Here is a 15,904-nt window from a genome sequence, read left to right as displayed (position 1 = left end):
ATCGAAAACTGCCAAAGCTAGCATGGGGCCATTCGCCTAGCTCGAAAGATGGACCTGTGACTGTCAACGAAGACGTGTTCACGAACTGGATGAACCGTGAGGAGATCGCGGAGTCGATGATCCCGATCATCGGGAAGCTGCACCGCGAGCGGGACGTCACCGTCCTGCTGCACAGCCGCTCCCTGGTGAACAAGTCGGTGGTCAGCATCCTCAAGACCCACCGGTTCGCCCGCCAGATCGCCGGCGAGGAGCTCTCGGTCACCGAGACGATGCCGTTCCTGGAGGCCCTCACCACCCTCGATCTCGGCCCCTCCCAGATCGACATCGGCATGCTCGCGGCGACCTACCGCGCCGACGACCGCGGCCTCACCGTCGAGGCGTTCACCGCGGAGGCCGTGGCCGGCGCCACCGGTGCCAACAAGGTGGAGCGCCGCGACTCGCGCGACGTCGTGCTGTACGGCTTCGGCCGGATCGGCCGGCTCCTCGCCCGCCTGCTGGTGGAGAAGACCGGTTCGGGCAACGGCCTGCGGCTGCGCGCCATCGTGGTCCGCAAGGGCCGCGGCGACGACCTGGTCAAGCGCGCCTCGCTGCTGCGCCGGGACTCCATCCACGGCCAGTTCCACGGCACGATCACCGTCGACGAGGCGAACAACAAGATCATCGCCAACGGCAACGAGATCACGGTGATCTACTCGGACGACCCGACCACGGTCGACTACACCGAGTACGGGATCAAGGACGCCATCCTGATCGACAACACCGGCCGGTGGCGTGACCGCGAGGGGCTGTCGAAGCACCTGCAGCCCGGTATCGCCAAGGTCGTGCTGACCGCGCCCGGCAAGGGTGACGTGCCCAACATCGTGCACGGCGTCAACCACGACACCATCAAGCCGGACGAGCAGATCCTGTCCTGCGCCTCCTGCACCACCAACGCGATCGTCCCGCCGCTGAAGGCGATGGCGGACGAGTACGGCGTGCTGCGCGGCCACGTGGAGACCGTCCACTCGTACACCAACGACCAGAACCTGCTGGACAACTACCACGACTCCGACCGTCGTGGCCGGTCCGCGGCGCTCAACATGGTCATCACCGAGACCGGTGCCGCCTCGGCCGTCGCCAAGGCGCTGCCCGACCTCAAGGCGAAGATCAGCGGCAGCTCGATCCGGGTGCCGGTGCCGGACGTCTCGATCGCGATCCTCAACCTGCAGCTCGCCCGCGAGACCACCCGCGAGGACGTCCTCGACTACCTCCGCAACGTCTCGCTGACCTCGCCGCTCAAGCGCCAGATCGACTTCATCAGCGCCCCGGACGCGGTCTCCAGCGACTTCATCGGCTCGCGGCACGCCTCGATCGTCGACGCCGGCGCGACCAAGGTCGAGGGCGACAACGCGATCCTCTACCTCTGGTACGACAACGAGTTCGGCTACTCCTGCCAGGTCGTCCGGGTCGTCCAGTACGTCTCCGGCGTCGAGTACCCGACCTACCCGGCGCCGGCCGCCTGATCCCCGGATCGCGCGCCCTGCACGCCTCGTCGGCCTCGTAGATCTCGCAGGCCCGAAGGCCGCTCCCGCCACCCGCGGGGGCGGCCTTCGCGCTGCCGGGAGCGGGCCGGCCTTGACAGCCAAAAGTGTGAGTGGTTGAGTACTCACATGCAGACGGAACGCCAACGCCAACTCTCCACCGCCGAGGAGCGCCGCGACACGGTGCTGCGCACCGCGATCGGGGCCTTCGCCTCCCGGGGCTACTTCGGGACCACGACCACCGAGGTCGCCAAGGCCGCCGGGATCTCGCAGGCGTACGTGTACCGGCTTTTCCCCAGCAAGGAAGCCCTGTTCGTCGCCGTGGTCGAGTACTGCTTCGTCCGGGTGCGGGCCAGCCTGGAGGGCGGTGCGGCAGCGGCCGGCGGCAGCTCGCCGGAGGCCGTGCTGAGCGCGATGGGCGACGCCTACGCCCGTCTGATCAGCGACAACGACCTGCTGCTGGTGCAGATGCACGCCCAGGCGGCCGCGGTCTCCGAGCCGGCGATCCGCGATGCCGTCCGGGCGGGTTACGCCCGCCTGGTCGAGTACGTCCGCGGGGCCTCCGGGGGTGATGACCGGCAGGTCCAGGAGTTCTTCGCCGTCGGCATGCTGTGCCACCTGGTGGCCGCGATGGACGCCGACAAGGTGGACGCGCCCTGGACGCGCACCCTCACGGCGGGCATCCGGCACTACTGAGGGCCGGCCCTCGGGGCGGCGGTCCGCCGGGAGCGGGCTGCCGCTTCTTCGGGCCAAAGAGTGAGTGATCGACCACACATACCATCAGCGCCACGACCGAAGGAAGCGCCACCGTCATGAGCATCGAGACCGGCACCACCACCGCTGCGGCCGCGACCACCGGGGCCCCGACCACCGTCGACGAGCACGCCCCCGTGGTCGTCCGGCTGTCGACCACGATCGACGCCCCGCTGGCCGCCGTCTGGCGGGTGCACACCGACATCAACGCCTGGCCGGACTGGCACCCGGACGTCACCCGGGCCGCGCTGCTCGGCCCGCTCGCCCCCGGCGCGGCCTTCCGTTGGTCCACCCACGGGCTCGACATCACCTCCACCGTCCTGCAGATCGTGCCGGGCGAGCGGATCGCCTGGGGCGGTCCGGTGCAGGGCATCGACGGCATCCACGTCTGGACCTTCGAGGAGTCGGACGGCGTCGTCACCGTCCGCACCGAGGAGTCCTGGTCCGGCGCCCCGGTCGAGGCCGAGCCGGAGCTGCTCGGGGACGCGCTCCGGCTCTCCCTGGAGACCTGGCTCGACGAGCTCAAGGCCCGCGCCGAGCGCCGCTGAACCGGTCACGCCCACCGCAGCCCCGACCCTGCCCTCCCGGCCACGCCCTCCCGCCGCCGCACCCATCGAAGAGGCACCCCGATGACCAGCAAGCCCTACCTGACCGGCCACTACACCCCCGTCGCGGACGAGATCACCGCCACCGGACTGACCGTCGAGGGCACCCTGCCCCCGGAGCTGACCGGCCGGCTGATCCGCAACAGCCACAACCCGAAGCCCGGCATCACCCCCACCCACTGGTTCAAGGGCAGCGGCATGGTGCACGGCATCCGGCTGCGGGACGGCCGCGCCGAGTGGTACCGCAACCGCTGGGTCCACACCCCGGCGCTGGACGGCGCGCCCTACATGACCGAGAAGGGTCCGGACCTGACCGCGAGCACCGCGGGCACCCACGTGATCGAGCACGGCGGCCGGCTGCTCGCCCTGTGCGAGGCCAACCTGCCGTTCGAGCTGACCGCCGACCTGGAGACCGTCGGCGCCTACGACTTCGACGGCAGGCTCACCTCGGCGATGACCGCCCACCCCAAGGAGGACCCGGTCACCGGCGAGCTGCACTTCTTCTCCTCCTCGCCGTTCCCGCCCTACCTGATCCACCACGTGGCCTCGGCCGACGGCCGGGTGCTGGAGAGCCAGGAGGTCCCCGGGGCCGGCCCGGCACTCAAGCACGACTTCGCCATCACCGAGCATCACGTGGTCTTCCTGGAGGGATCGGTCACCTTCGACCCGGCCGAGCACTCCGGCATCCCGTACGGCTGGAACGACGCCCAGGCCTCCCGGATCGGGGTGCTGCCGCGCGGCGCGGGCGGCGCCGGGAAGGTCCGCTGGTTCGAGATCGGCCAGGGCTACGCGATGCACCTCGCCAACGCCTACGAGGACGCCCGCGGCCGGATCGTGGTCGAGGGCCCGTCGGTGGGCCGGGCCGGCTGGCAGCGCTCCTGGAACTGGTGGGTCGGCGCGCCGGACCGCGGCGCCGAGCCCAACTCCGGCTCCCGCAGCCACCGCTGGACCATCGACCTGGCCGCCGGCCGGGTCCGCGAGGAGGAGACCGACGACCTCACCGTGGAGTTCCCGACCATCAACGACGCCTTCGTCGGCCGCGCGCACCGCTACCAGTACGCGCTGGCCTTCCCCGACGACCTCGGCGTCGGCAACCACACCCTGGTCAAGTACGACCGGGCCACCGGTGAGCGGCAGCTGCGACCCGTCGGCACCGGCCAACTCCCGAGCGAGGCGGTGTTCGTGGCCTCCGCCGACGGCGCCGACGAGGACGCCGGCTACCTGCTGACCGTCGTCAGCGACCTGAACGCCGACGCGTCGAGGCTGCTGGTGCTGGACGCCTCCGACCTGACCCGGCCGCCGGTCGCCACCGTCCACCTGCCCCGCCGGGTCCCCGCCATGATCCACGGCTCCTGGATCCCGGACGCCGACCTGGCCTGACCCGCCGGCCGCGGCACACCCTGGCCGCCACCCCGCACCACCCCGTACCGGTCCGAGAACGCCGAACACCCCCTGGAGGAAACGATGACGGAGAACCACGCCGACCTGGCGGAACCGTTCGAGAAGCAGACCGTGGCGCAGGACGGCGAGGCCGCCCGGAAGGCCGGCAAGAAGGCCGACAAGAAGCGCCGGCGCACCCGCCGCCGGGCCGCCGAGGCCGCCGTCTACACCGGCCTGGGCGTGGCCGCCCTCGCCGAGCCCTGGCTGCTGCTGCTCATCGTGCCGGCCCTGCTGCTCGCCCTGCGCGACTGATCCGCCCCGCCCACCTGGGAGCCCGCCACCCGTACCGAGGGGTGACGGGCTCCAGGCGTACCAGGGGCCGGTCCACCACCCGTTCAGGTGACGATCGATCACATTCTCGGCGCAGCGGCCAGAATGGGCGAATGGACCAGTGCATCAGCGCCGACGTGATCGGCCCCATCGCCCTACGCGCGGACGGAGCGGGCCGGTGACGATCCCCGCGAGCCACCGGTGGCTGTTCGGCGGCTACCCGTTCGCCCTCGGCTGGGCGTGCACCTACACCACCGACGAGGCCGGCCGGCCGATCCTGCTGAAGTCCCGCGACAAGGGCTGGCAACTGCTGGCCGGCGGCATGATCGACCCTGGGGAGACCCCGTGGGAGGCCGCGGTCCGCGAGACCGAGGAGGAGACCGGCCGCATCCTCACCGGGGAGCCGCGGTTCCTGGCCTCGGTCTTCCGGCCGCCGACCGAGCGGCTGCCCACCCGGTTCGGCTTCGTCTTCGACGGCGGGGTCATGACGGCCGAGCAGATCGCCGCGATCGTGCTGGACCCGGCGGAGCACACCGACCACGCGGTGCGCAGCCTGGACGAGTGGCAACCACTGGTCCCGGTCGGGCAGTTCGAGCTGATCGGCAGGCTCGGGGAGGCCCGCCGCAGCGGCGTCCCGTTCCACCTCGCCGGCCCGGACGAGGCCTTCGCCTGACCGCCCGGATTCCTGCGGTGCCCCGCGGTGCCCCGCGGTGCCCCGCGGGCTTCGGCGGGGCCGCTCAGGCCGGGAGCGGCTGCCGGCGGGCGGTGCGCGCGAGGGCGAGCGCGGCCAGTACGAGGACGGCCGCGACCGCGAAGGTGACCCGCATGCCGGTGGCGACGGCCGCCGGCCCCGCCGTGCCGACGTCGGGGGCCGCCGAGGCCAGCGCGAACACCGCGCCCATCACCGAGGCGCCGGTGACCAGCCCCAGGTTGCGGGAGAGGTTGAGCAGCCCGGACACCACCCCGCGCCGCTCCGCGGGGACCTCTGCCATGACGGCGGTGTTGTTCGCCGTCTGGAACACCGCGTACCCGGCCGTGACCACCACCAGCGGGGCGAGGTAGCCGGCGAGGCCGGCCGAGGCCGGGGTCACGGCGAGCACGAGGGCTCCGGCGGTGATCGCGGTCAGGCCCAGGGCGGTGGTGCGGCCGGTGCCGAAGCGGTCGGCGATCCGGCCCGCCGGCACCCCGGTCAGCGCGGCCACGACCGGGCCGACCGACAGCGCGAGCCCGACCGCGGCCGCGCCGAGCCCGAGCGTCCGGGCCAGGTAGAACGGGCCGACCACCAGGGTCGCCATCATCACCGTCGAGACCAGCGTGCTCATCGCGAGGCTCGCGCTCAGCCGCCGGTCACGGAACATCGCCGGCCGGATCAGCGGCGCGGCGGCCCGCGCCTCGACCCGGACGAACACCGCGATCCCGGCGGCCGCCGCCACCAGCAGCGCCAGGTTCAGCACCCCGAACCGGCCGTGCCCGATCGTCATGGCCAGCGCGTACGCCGCCAGCGCCAGGGCGAGCAGCAGCGTCCCCGTCCCGTCGAGCCGGACCCGGTCGCCGGTGCGCTCCGCCCGGCGGTCGGCGGGCAGGTGACGGTGGGTGAGCAGCAGCGTGAGCAGGCCCAGCGGCGCGGCGACCAGGAAGACCGCCCGCCAGCCGAGGCCGGAGAGCAGCGCGCCGCCCAGCGACGGGCCGAGCGCGGTGCCGACCGCGGACATCGCACCGAGCAGCCCCATCGCGCTGCCGGTCCGCTCCTTCGGCACGGTCTCCCCGACGAAGGCCATGGTCAGCGCCATCATCACGGCTGCTCCCAGGCCCTGTGCCGCGCGGGCCGCGATCAGCAGCCAGAGGCTGGGCGCCACCCCGCACAGCACCGAGGCCACCGTGAACAGGGTGATCCCGGCGACCAGCAGCCGGCGGCGGCCGGTGAGGTCCCCGAGCCGCCCGACGCTGACGATCAGGGTGGTGACGCCGAGCAGGTAGGCCAGCACGATCCACTGGACCTGCTGGAACGAGGCGCCGAAGGCCTGCCCGAGGGCCGGCAGCGCCACGTTGGCGATGCTGGTGCCGAGCGAGGACAGCAGCATGGAGAGCGAGAGCCCGGCCAGGGCCAGGCGTTCCGTCGGGGTCCTGGCGGTGCGGACGGCGGGGGCGTCGTCCGGTCGTGCGGCGAGCGATGTCACGGGCGGTGGGCTCCGTTCTCGGGGAAGGGCCGGGCATCGGGGGATCGCGGGCGCCCGGCCGACCGGTCGGGTCGGTCGGCAGGGCTGGCGGGTCGGCCGGTCGGCTCAGCGGGCCGGTCGGGTGCCGGTGTAGACCGTGGTGGCGTCCAGCAGGAAGGCGTCGGGCCGGCGCAGGATGCCGTCCGGCGACTGCGGATCGACCAGCACGCCGAGCGTGCGGCGGTCCTCCTCGTCGAGCGGCCCGTCCATCGACTGCCAGATCCGGTCGAGGTTGGCGTGCAGGAATTCCCGGGCCGCGGTGTCGAGCGGCGCCGGGAGGTCGAGCACCAGCGTGAAGCCGCCGGTGCCGGTCAGCCCGGCGTGGCCGAGCATCGCGGGCCAGTCCTCGGTGACGGCGGTGGTGCCGGGCAGGTCGGCCCGCATGGCGGCGAACCACTCCTCCTGCGCGGCGTCCAGCCGGGCCTGCAGTCCGGGCCGGCCGATCCCGATGTCGCGCGGGAGGAACCGGGCCGGCAGCCCGCCCTCCGCCACCGCGAGCACCCCGCCGGGGCGCAGCAGAGCGGCGAGGCCGGTCAGTGCGGCCTGCTGGTCGCCGAGGTGGTGCACGGCCTTGCTGCTCCAGATCAGGTCGGCCGTGCCGAGCACGCTGCCGGCCGGCCCGTCCCCGCCGTCGAGGCCCGCGGGCAGCTCGGCGTGCAGGACGGTGACCCGGTCGCCGAGGCCGAGCCGTCCGGCCCGCACCAGCGCCTGGTCGAGGAGGCCGGTGGAGCCGTCCACGGCGACCGTCTCGGCCTCCGGGAAGGCCTCGGCGAGGACGCAGGTCATCACACCGGGGCCGCTGCCGACGTCGAGGATGCGGCGCACCTCGTGGTCCGGGCCGATCAGTTCCCGCAGGCGGGCCGCCGCCCGGCGCAGCACCGGGAGCTGGATCTCACCGTTGCGCTCCAGGTGGGCCACCATGGCGGCCCAGTCGATCTCGGTGCTGCCGTGGCCGTGGCCCTGGGCGGGGGTGCGGGCGGTGGGGTGGTCGTGGCCGCTCTGGTGGAGGTCGCTGTGTGGGCTCATGCCCAGGAGCGTGCACCGGCCTGCGCCGGGTGGCAATTTCTGTTGCCGTTTCCGGGACAGCGGGATGGAATGGCCCCCATGGACGAAGCACCGACCTACCAGGCGGTCCTCGAGGAGGTCGCCCCGCGGCTGCGGCGGCTGCGCGACAAGCGGGGGCTGACCCTGGCCGCGCTGTCCGAGCTGACCGGCATCTCCAAGAGCACCCTGTCCCGGCTGGAGTCCGGCCAGCGCCGGCCCAGCCTGGAGCTGCTGCTGCCGCTCGCCGGTGCCTACCGGGTGCCGCTGGACGACCTGGTCGGCGCCCCCGAGGTGGGCGACCCCCGGGTCAGGCTGACCCCGCGCGCGCTGGCCAACGGGGGTAGCTTCGTCCCGCTGACGCGCGGCCCCGGGCCGCTCCAGGCGTACAAGATGATCATCCCGGACCGGGGGACCGAGCCGGACCTGCGCACCCATGAGGGCTACGAGTGGCTGTACGTGCTCGACGGCCGGCTGCGGATCGTGCTCGCCGAGCACGACCTGGTGCTGGGCGCGGGTGAGGCGGCCGAGTTCGACACCCGCGTCCCGCACTGGTTCAGCAGCGCGGACGGGCGGCCGGTCGAGGTGCTCAGCCTGTTCGGCCGGCAGGGCGAGCGGATCCACGTCCGCGCCAAGTCCCGGAACTGACGCGGCCGCGCGTCCCGCCGGTGCGGTCAGCCGGCGGCGGCGTCGGTCGGCCGCGGGGCGCCGGCTGCCCGCAGCCGGTCGATGACCTGGCGCTCGACCAGGATCGGGATGAACGAGCGGATCGGGCTGCCGTCGAACCCGTGCCGGGCGGTCTGCACGGCCCGCTCCACGGCGTCCGCGCCGTACGCGTCGTCGAACCGCCCGTGCAGGCGCACCCCGACCGCCTGCAAGGCCTCGTCCTCCTGCACGGCGGGGTCCTGCGCGCCGGCATCCGGTACGCCGCCGTCCTGCTGCCGCTCCTGCGGCGCGCCCGGGTCCGGCCCGTCCGGGTCGGGGACGTCGAGCTGCTGGGTGCCCGGCCCCCGGGTGTCGAGCCGTGCCGCACCTGGCTCCTGCTCCACGGTGTCCTCCTCGCTCGTTCGCGATCCGGTGCCTCAGTCGATTCTGCGCGCCGACGCGCCGCACCGCCTTTCCACCGAACGGCCTTGCTCCTCCCCGGCCTTGCGCTCCGGTCGCTATGGGTCAGCGCGGGCGGGGGCGGGCGGCGAGCAGCGCGGTGTCGTCCTCGGCGGGCCGGGCGGACAGCTGGTGCAGGACGGCGTCGAGCAGGTCGTCCAGATCGCCGGCGGCGGGCAGCGGCAGGTCGGCGAGCCGGGCCAGCGAGACGTCGATGTCCTCGCCGCGGCGCTCGACCAGGCCGTCGGTGTACAGCAGCAGCGTCTGGCCGGGGGTGAGCGTGCGGGTGGTCTGCTCGTAGTCGGCGAGGCCGGTGCCCAGCGGCGGGCCGGTCGGCAGCCGGAGCAGCTCGGTGGGGTGGTCCGGGGTGATCAGGGCGGGCGGCAGGTGGCCCGCGCTGGCGAGGGTCCAGCGGTTGCGGGCCGGGTCGGCCAGCGCCAGCAGGCAGGTGGCCGGGCGGGAGGAGTCGTTCTCGGTGATCAGCGTGTCGAGCTGGCGCAGGATGCGGTGCGGCGGCAGGTCCATGCTCGCGGTGTAGCGCAGCATCGAGCGGTAGGTGCTCATGTCGACCGCGGCCTCGACCCCGTGCCCCATCACGTCGCCGATCACCAGCAGGGTGCGGCCGAACGGCAGCCGGACCGTCTCGTACCAGTCGCCGCCCACCACCGAGCTGCTGCCGGAGGGCAGGTAGCGGGTGGCGAGTTCGAGGTTGGGGTGCGGGTTGGCGGGCTCGGCGAGCAGGGCGCGCTGGAGGTCCAGCGCGACGTGCTGGGAGCGGGTGTAGCGCTGCGCGTTGTCGATGGCGAGCGCGGCGTGGGCGGCCAGGTCGCCGATCAGCGTGAGGTCGAGCTCGGTGAAGCCGGCCCGGTCGGCGCGCAGCCGGCCCAAGTGCAGCACGCCGAGGGTGCGGCCGCGCGCGGTGAGCGGCACCACCAGCAGGTACCGCACCCCGGCCGCCCGGTAGCCGACCGGATCGGCGGCGGCGGGCCCGGTGGCGGCCAGGTCGACGCTCACGGGCCGGCCGGTGGCGAGCGCCTCGGCGGTGGGGGAGCCGTCGCGGTGGCGGACGTTCTCGCCGGGGCGGGCCGGTGCCGGGGCTCCGGAACCGCCGACCGGGTCGCCGGCCAGCGCGGCGCGGTGCAGCCGTACCCCGTCGCCGATGTGCGGGGTCCGGCCGATCGGCAGCAGGTCGACGGCGGCGATGTCGGCCAGCCCCTCGGCGGTCGCGAACTGGGCGAGCTCGGCGCAGGTCCGGTCCGGGTCCAGGGTGGTCCCGATCTCGCCCGCGGCGGCCTTGACCACGGCGAGTCGCGCCGCGGCCCGGTCGGCCCCGCCGTCCGGTGCCGCACCGTGGGGTGCCCCGCCGCCCGGTGCCGCACCGCCGCTGGAGACCGCGCCCACCTCGGCGATCACGGCGACCACGCCGACCGTCCGGCCCTGGACGAGGACCCGCCGGCAGCTCAGCCGTAACTCCGGTGCGGCGCCGCCGCTGCCGTCACCGGCGGACGGCAGCGGCCCGGTCACCGTCCCGTCGCCGCCGGGGCCCGCGAGCGCGGCGGCCAGCAGCGGGGCGGCGGCGGCCAGCGGCGAGGCGTCCACGGACCTGCCGACCAGCGCCCCGGGGCGCAGCCCGGCGGCCTGCTCGAACGCGGGATTGGCGTACAGCCAGCGCAGCCGGGCGTCGGCGACGGCGATGCCGGTCGGCGCGCGGTCGAGGGCACCGCGCAGCAGCTCCGGGTCACCGCCGCCCGCCGGGGCGGGGGCTCGGAGCCGGTCGTCGCCCCCGGGTGCCTCGCTGTGCACCGTTGCCGCTCTCCCTCGTCACGCTCATCACCGGCGTCTGTCCATGATCACGCCGCGCTGCCGGGCCCGCATCCGCCCGGGCGGATTCCCGGACGGGGCCGGGCGCCGCACTCGGCGGTGCGACCCGGGGAGCGGGGTGGCGCGGCGGGCCGGCTCAGGTCGCGTGCACCCAGTCGGGCAGCGGTTCGCGGCGCAGCGTCCAGGCGCTCGGGACCGCGGCCGAGCCGGTCCTGGCCGCCACCGTGCCGCCGACGATCGCGCAGGTGGTGTCCACGTCGCCGAGCCCCTCGGCGGTGGTCCACAGCGCGTCGGTGAGGCTGTCCAGGTGGTGGGCGGCGGACCACAGGGCGAACGGCACGGTGTCGCTCGCCCGGATCCGCTCCCCGTTGCCGAGCAGCTCGGCGGCGTGCCGGGGGCCGGTGTCCGCGGGCAGTGCGGCCGCCCGCCGCAGGCCGTCCCGGACCGCCCCGGCGGGCGTGCGCCCGGCCACCTCGGCCAGCAGCTCCGGCCCGTCCGGCGCGGCGCCGCCGCGGCTGCGGGCGGCCAGGGCGGCGGCCAGCGCGACGGCCACCGCGCCCGCGATGCCCTCGGGGTGGGTGTGGGTGACCTCGGCCGAGAAGGCGGCCTGCTCGGCCACCTCGTCCAGGTCCGCGCAGAACCACGCGCCCAGCGGCGCGACCCGCATCGCCGCGCCGTTGCCGAGGCTGCCCTCGCCGCCGAACAGCTGCCGGGCTTCGGTGCGCCAGGCCGACGGGTCGGCGGCGAGCCGGGGCAGCAGCCGGTGCATGCCGTAGCCGTAGCCCCGGTGGGGGTCGTCCAGGTACCCGGCGGCGAACGCCTCGGCCAGCTGTTCCTGGTGGACGGCGTCGTGCAGGGTCAGCACCCGGTGGACCGCGAGCGCCATCGCGGTGTCGTCGGTCCAGCGCCAGGGCGATTCGGCCGGCGTCCGGCGGTCCCGGATCTGCTCAAGGGCCTCCTCGGCCGGGCGGAACCGGGGGAACCAGCGCTCCCCGAAGGCGTCACCGAGGGCCAGGCCCTCCAGAGCGTCGCGCGCGGCGTCGGCTGCGGTCATGGGCTGCATGCTGCCAGTCCGTGGCACCGCGTGCACCCGGTTTCGGCGCCCTCGTCCGCCCCTGTCCGCCCGCGCTCGCACCGGCGCGGTCCGTGCACCGGGGGCGCACCCCCCGGTCCACGCGCCGCGCCGGTCCACGCCCGCCGGTCTCAGCCGCGCACGCTCGCCCGCTGCGCCGCCGCCGGTGCGGTTGCTGCGGTCGGTGCGGCGGGTGCGGCGGGTGCGGCGGGTGCGGCCGGTGCGCCGGCCACCGCGACCGAGGTGGCGCGCCCGGCCGGGACCAGCAGCGCGGCCAGGGCCGCCGCCAGGCAGAAGACGGCGAGCATGGTGAAACCGTGGGTGTAGCCGGCGGCGTAGGGGCGGCCGGAGGGCTGGAGGTGCCCGGTCACCAGGCCGGTCATCAGGGCCGCGCCGATCGAGCCGCCGATGGTCCGGATGTTGGCGTTCATCCCGGTGGCGGCGCCGGTCTGGGCGGCCGGCACGCTCTGCACGATGAGGTTGCTCATCGAGGCGAACGCCAGGCCGATGCCGAGGCCGAAGATGCCCGCCGCCAGGGCGACCTGCCACTGCTGCCCGTGCCGGGCGGCGAGCAGCGCGCAGGCGATCGAGCCGAGGACCGCGCCGGTGGTCAGCTGGGCCTTGGCGGGGAAGCGCCCGGCCAGCCGGCCGCTGAGCACGCCGGCCACGAACATCGCGACCAGCATCGGCAGCATGAGCAGCCCCGCGCCGGTGACGGAGGAGCCGAAGCCGTAGCCGGCCGAGGACGGGGTCTGCGCGAAGCCGGGGAGGAAGGCCCACACCGCGTACATCCCGCCGCCGAAGAGCAGCGCGGCGGTGTTGGTGGTCCAGACCGACGGGAGGCGCATGATCCGCAGGTCGATCAGCGGGTTGCGGGAGCGGGCCTCGACCAGCGCCCAGAGGGCGAACAGCACCACGGCGACGGCCAGCAGGCCGAGCACGGCGACCGAGCCCCAGCCCCACTTGGCGGCCTGGCTGATCGGCAGCAGCAGTGCCACCAGCCAGCCGGAGAGCAGAACGGAGGCGAGCCAGTTGACGCTGCCCTCGGTGCGGTGCGGCGATTCGGGGACGTAGCGGTGGGCGATCAGCGCGGTGATCGCGACGATGATCACCGGGAACCAGAACAGCCAGCGGTAGTCCAGCGCGCCGACGATCGGCCCGGCGAGCACCATGCCCAGACCGCTGCCCACGGCGATGACCGCGGACAGGTTGCTGATGCCGCCGGGCACCCGGGCGGCCGGGAACTCGTCCCGGATGATGCCGAAGGACAGCGGGAACAGCGCCCCGGCGATGCCCTGGATCACCCGGGCGATGATCAGCACGGTGATGTTGGGGGCGAGCGCGGCCACCAGGCAGCCGATCAGGAGCGCGCCGAGCGCGGCGACCAGGGTGCGCTTCTTGCCGACCAGGTCGCCGACCCGGCCGAGGATCGGGGTGAAGATCGAGGCGGAGAGCAGGTAGGCGGTCATCACCCAGGTGACCGTGGACTGCGAGGTGTGCATCGCCTGCTGGACGGTCGGCAGCGCGGGCGTGATCAGCGACTGGAGCAGCGCGAACACGCCCGCGCCGGTCGCCAGGACGGCGAAGGTGAGGCGGTTGGAGCGGCGGTTCATCGGGACCCTCTCGGGACGCGGGACGGCGGCGGCCGGCCGTGGGCGGGCAGCCCGGGGCGGCGGACGACGCAGTGGCGGAGCGCGGACGGCGGAGCGCGGCGGGGGCCGCGGGAGGGCCGGCGCCGGCTCGGTGGGGTCGCGGTGCCGTACGACGGCAGGGCGACGGTGACGCCTCACTGGTAAAGTTGAGGCATGCCTCCAGATTACCGGAGGCGCACCTCCGGTTCAAGCCGGTGTCCGAGATGAGGTCCCCCGTGCCGGAACAGGTCGTCGTCAGCGAGTTCCTCGCGGCCCAGCGCCCGCGCCGCGCCGACGCGGCGCGCAACTTCGACGCGCTGCTCGCCGCCGCCCGTGAGGCGTTCGCCGAGCAGGGCGCCGAGGCCTCGCTGGAGGACATCGCCCGCCGGGCCGGCGTCGGCATCGGCACGCTCTACCGCAACTTCCCGACCCGCCGGCACCTCTTCGAGGCGGTCTACGCCAACGAGATCGACGAACTCGGCCTGCTCGCGGTGGAGTTGTCGGCCGAACCGCCGTGGGAGGCGCTCAACGACTGGCTGCGCCGGTTCGTCGCCTACACCCTCACCAAGCGCGCGATCCGCGACGCGCTGGTGGCCGAGGAGTCGGACATCTTCCTGGCCTGCCGCCAGTCCATGTACGACGCCGCCACCCCGCTGCTCGAACGCGCCCAGCGCTCCGGCGACGTCCGCCCGGACATGAGCACCGACGACCTGCTGCGGCTGATCTCCGGCATCAGCTCGGTCGCCTTCCCCGACGACGGCCAGCGCGACCGGGTGCTGGCCATCGCCCTGGACGGCGTGCGCGCCAAGGCCTGAGCGCGCACCGGGGGAAGTGCGCCGGGGGGAGTGCGCAGGCGGGAGTGCACCGGGCTCAGCGGAGGCACTCGGCCCAGACCGTCTTGCCCGGCGCCGCCGCGCGCGGCACGGTGCCCCACCGCGCGGCCAGGTGGCCGACCAGGAGCAGGCCCCGGCCCGACTCGGCGTCCGGGGCGGGGAGTTCCACGACGGTGGGTGGGGTCCGCTCGGTGCGGGTGTCGGAGACCTCGACACGCAGCGCGTCCGGCGACTCCGTCAGCCGCACCTCGAAGTCCCGCCCGGGCACGTGACCGTGGCGGACGGCGTTGGCGGCCAGTTCGGCGACGATCAGCGCGAGGGTCTCGTGGAGCGGTGTGCCGTAGCCGTACCCCCAGCCGTCGAGGCGGTGCGAGACGAGGCGCCGGGCGAGGCGCGCGCCGCGCGGGGTGGAGCTGAACCGCATGGTGAACTCCCGTGCGGGAGCCGCGATCCGCGGCGCGTCCGGTGAGGGCTGGTGCAGGGCTTCCATGGCGTCGAGCGTGGCGTTGCAGCCCGCGGCCGACCAGGGATGGCGCGCGTACAGCGGGGTCTGTACGGCCTGTCCGGTGGCGTGTACGAGGGGGCCGCCGGGATTCCAGGGAACGGGAAGCGACGGTCCGTCACTCCGTGCTACCGTCCGCTCACGGAACAAAGATTGACCCCGGCGGTGCGCTAACACCCCGGGGCCTGGCACTTGGAACAGAACTTCCTCATGCACCTTCACTTTATCGCGCCCGACCGCTATGTACGGGCATCCCACGAGATCGTGCGCCATCCGCGTCTACGGTCCACCGCGAAGACCCTGCTCCTGTGGGCCCTCTCCCTCCCGGCAGCCGGGACACCCTCCTCACGATCGGCAGCCGGATGCCCGAGGGCCGGATGGCCGTCTCCAGGGCCCGCTCCCAGCTGATCGAGGAGGGCTTCGTGCACAGCCGGCGCACCCAGCACCCGACCAAGGGCACCTGGTCGACCCGGGTCCTGGTCAGCAGCGTGCCGCTGACGGAGCGGGAGCAGGTCGAGGCGGCCTGGGACAGCGCGGTCCACAATCCGGCACTCGGTGAGCCGCCCACCCGGGCGGTCGGCACTTCCCCCCAGGGGGAGAAGACCGAGCAGAACACCTCCCTCCCCGCCGAGGCGTCGGCTCCGCCGGGAGCCGACCTGGCCCTCGCCGCCGGACTGCTCGACCGGCTGACCGCCCGGGACACCCGCCTGAGACTCGGCGCGTCCGAGACGCTCGAACTCGCGCCGCTGGTCTGCGCCTGGCTCGCCCGCGACCCGGATCCGGGGCGGCTGCGGGACGCGCTGCTGTCCGGACTGCCGGGCCAGGTCTTCTCGACGGTCGGCCTCCTGCGCAGACGGCTGGAGCGCAAGATGCCGGCACCCGAACCCGCCCCGGTGCAACGCCGGTACGGCGAGTGCGCTCACTGCGCGGATCCCGTGCCGCTGCCGGGGGAGTCCTGCGGCAGCTGCTCGGGCCGCGCCGGCCCGACGTTGCTGGACGGGGCGGCGATCGAACGCAACCGCCGCGGCGTGGAGCTGGCCCGCAGCCTGCTGCGCGGCGGCGTGGCATGACGTACAGAGCCCTGCTGTACGTCCCG

At 74.5% G+C, this 15,904-nt stretch carries 16 protein-coding genes; 9 read left to right on the top strand and 7 right to left on the bottom strand.

The genetic code is table 11. From position 1 onward, the window contains the following. The first annotated feature begins 56 nt into the window (after positions 1-56). From ABT014_RS01830 to ABT014_RS01805, 6 genes are all read left to right on the top strand, one after another. On the top strand, positions 57-1,502 hold the full coding sequence (locus ABT014_RS01830) for a glyceraldehyde-3-phosphate dehydrogenase (RefSeq protein ID WP_350635725.1): 1,446 nt from the start codon (positions 57-59) through the stop codon (positions 1,500-1,502). A 147-nt stretch (positions 1,503-1,649) separates the two neighbouring features. Next, positions 1,650-2,216, top strand: a complete 567-nt coding sequence (locus ABT014_RS01825) for a TetR/AcrR family transcriptional regulator (RefSeq protein ID WP_350635724.1) — start codon at positions 1,650-1,652, stop codon at positions 2,214-2,216. A gap of 116 nt (positions 2,217-2,332) precedes the next feature. Next, positions 2,333-2,821: an SRPBCC family protein gene (locus ABT014_RS01820; protein WP_350635722.1), complete on the top strand. Its 489-nt coding sequence runs from the start codon at positions 2,333-2,335 to the stop codon at positions 2,819-2,821. Positions 2,822-2,902: 81 nt separating this feature from the next. Further along, the gene (locus tag ABT014_RS01815; protein ID WP_350635720.1) at positions 2,903-4,258 is read left to right on the top strand and encodes a carotenoid oxygenase family protein; all 1,356 of its coding nucleotides are present in this window, start codon (positions 2,903-2,905) and stop codon (positions 4,256-4,258) included. 84 nt (positions 4,259-4,342) lie between these two features. Then, entirely contained in the window at positions 4,343-4,570 is a 228-nt protein-coding gene (locus ABT014_RS01810; protein WP_350635718.1) for a hypothetical protein, read from the top strand. Between the two features lie 196 nt (positions 4,571-4,766). Next, positions 4,767-5,261, top strand: a complete 495-nt coding sequence (locus ABT014_RS01805) for an NUDIX domain-containing protein (RefSeq protein WP_350635716.1) — start codon at positions 4,767-4,769, stop codon at positions 5,259-5,261. A gap of 64 nt (positions 5,262-5,325) precedes the next feature. Here the strand turns inward: ABT014_RS01805 and ABT014_RS01800 are convergent, their stop codons facing one another. Together ABT014_RS01800 and ABT014_RS01795 are read right to left on the bottom strand one after the other, a co-directional pair. Then, positions 5,326-6,765, bottom strand: coding sequence for an MFS transporter (locus tag ABT014_RS01800; protein WP_350635714.1), 1,440 nt, complete (start codon positions 6,763-6,765; stop codon positions 5,326-5,328). Between the two features lie 105 nt (positions 6,766-6,870). Continuing rightward, on the bottom strand, positions 6,871-7,830 hold the full coding sequence (locus ABT014_RS01795; protein ID WP_350635712.1) for a class I SAM-dependent methyltransferase: 960 nt from the start codon (positions 7,828-7,830) through the stop codon (positions 6,871-6,873). 78 nt (positions 7,831-7,908) lie between these two features. Here ABT014_RS01795 and ABT014_RS01790 point away from each other — a divergent pair, with 78 nt between their 5' ends. Beyond that, a complete protein-coding gene (locus ABT014_RS01790) occupies positions 7,909-8,493 on the top strand; it encodes a helix-turn-helix domain-containing protein (RefSeq protein ID WP_350635710.1) in 585 nt (194 codons plus the stop codon). Between the two features lie 26 nt (positions 8,494-8,519). On the opposite strand, the gene ABT014_RS01785 is transcribed toward ABT014_RS01790, so the two are convergent. The 4 genes from ABT014_RS01785 to ABT014_RS01770 all read right to left on the bottom strand — a co-directional run bounded on the left by ABT014_RS01785 (position 8,520) and on the right by ABT014_RS01770 (position 13,455). Beyond that, complete coding sequence (locus tag ABT014_RS01785) at positions 8,520-8,894, bottom strand: three-helix bundle dimerization domain-containing protein (RefSeq protein ID WP_350635708.1); 375 nt, start codon at positions 8,892-8,894, stop codon at positions 8,520-8,522. A gap of 121 nt (positions 8,895-9,015) precedes the next feature. Next, positions 9,016-10,752: a SpoIIE family protein phosphatase gene (locus ABT014_RS01780; protein WP_350635706.1), complete on the bottom strand. Its 1,737-nt coding sequence runs from the start codon at positions 10,750-10,752 to the stop codon at positions 9,016-9,018. A 154-nt stretch (positions 10,753-10,906) separates the two neighbouring features. Then, positions 10,907-11,824 (bottom strand): ADP-ribosylglycohydrolase family protein, encoded by a 918-nt coding sequence (locus tag ABT014_RS01775; protein WP_350635704.1) that lies wholly within the window; start codon positions 11,822-11,824, stop codon positions 10,907-10,909. Between the two features lie 149 nt (positions 11,825-11,973). After that, on the bottom strand, positions 11,974-13,455 hold the full coding sequence (locus ABT014_RS01770; RefSeq protein ID WP_350635702.1) for an MFS transporter: 1,482 nt from the start codon (positions 13,453-13,455) through the stop codon (positions 11,974-11,976). A gap of 254 nt (positions 13,456-13,709) precedes the next feature. Here ABT014_RS01770 and ABT014_RS01765 point away from each other — a divergent pair, with 254 nt between their 5' ends. Further along, positions 13,710-14,288, top strand: a complete 579-nt coding sequence (locus ABT014_RS01765) for a TetR/AcrR family transcriptional regulator (protein ID WP_350635700.1) — start codon at positions 13,710-13,712, stop codon at positions 14,286-14,288. Between the two features lie 55 nt (positions 14,289-14,343). Here the strand turns inward: ABT014_RS01765 and ABT014_RS01760 are convergent, their stop codons facing one another. Further along, positions 14,344-14,796: an ATP-binding protein gene (locus ABT014_RS01760; protein ID WP_350635698.1), complete on the bottom strand. Its 453-nt coding sequence runs from the start codon at positions 14,794-14,796 to the stop codon at positions 14,344-14,346. A 320-nt stretch (positions 14,797-15,116) separates the two neighbouring features. Here ABT014_RS01760 and ABT014_RS01755 point away from each other — a divergent pair, with 320 nt between their 5' ends. Next, positions 15,117-15,878: a hypothetical protein gene (locus tag ABT014_RS01755; RefSeq protein WP_350635696.1), complete on the top strand. Its 762-nt coding sequence runs from the start codon at positions 15,117-15,119 to the stop codon at positions 15,876-15,878. Positions 15,879-15,904: the final 26 nt, after the last annotated feature.

Origin of the sequence: Kitasatospora sp. NPDC094015 (genome assembly GCF_040304075.1) — a bacterium.
Taxonomy (GTDB): domain Bacteria; phylum Actinomycetota; class Actinomycetes; order Streptomycetales; family Streptomycetaceae; genus Kitasatospora.
Note: the sequence above shows the minus strand (reverse complement) of the source record. Positions and strands in the feature narration are given on the sequence as shown.

Coding starts and splice junctions, on each gene's coding strand:
- ABT014_RS01775 (WP_350635704.1), bottom strand. CDS start 11,824: ATGACCGCAGCCGACGCCGCGCGCGACGCTCTGGAGGGCCTGGCCCTC.
- ABT014_RS01815 (WP_350635720.1), top strand. CDS start 2,903: ATGACCAGCAAGCCCTACCTGACCGGCCACTACACCCCCGTCGCGGAC.
- ABT014_RS01790 (WP_350635710.1), top strand. CDS start 7,909: ATGGACGAAGCACCGACCTACCAGGCGGTCCTCGAGGAGGTCGCCCCG.
- ABT014_RS01810 (WP_350635718.1), top strand. CDS start 4,343: ATGACGGAGAACCACGCCGACCTGGCGGAACCGTTCGAGAAGCAGACC.
- ABT014_RS01820 (WP_350635722.1), top strand. CDS start 2,333: ATGAGCATCGAGACCGGCACCACCACCGCTGCGGCCGCGACCACCGGG.
- ABT014_RS01770 (WP_350635702.1), bottom strand. CDS start 13,455: ATGAACCGCCGCTCCAACCGCCTCACCTTCGCCGTCCTGGCGACCGGC.
- ABT014_RS01760 (WP_350635698.1), bottom strand. CDS start 14,796: ATGGAAGCCCTGCACCAGCCCTCACCGGACGCGCCGCGGATCGCGGCT.
- ABT014_RS01825 (WP_350635724.1), top strand. CDS start 1,650: ATGCAGACGGAACGCCAACGCCAACTCTCCACCGCCGAGGAGCGCCGC.
- ABT014_RS01795 (WP_350635712.1), bottom strand. CDS start 7,830: ATGAGCCCACACAGCGACCTCCACCAGAGCGGCCACGACCACCCCACC.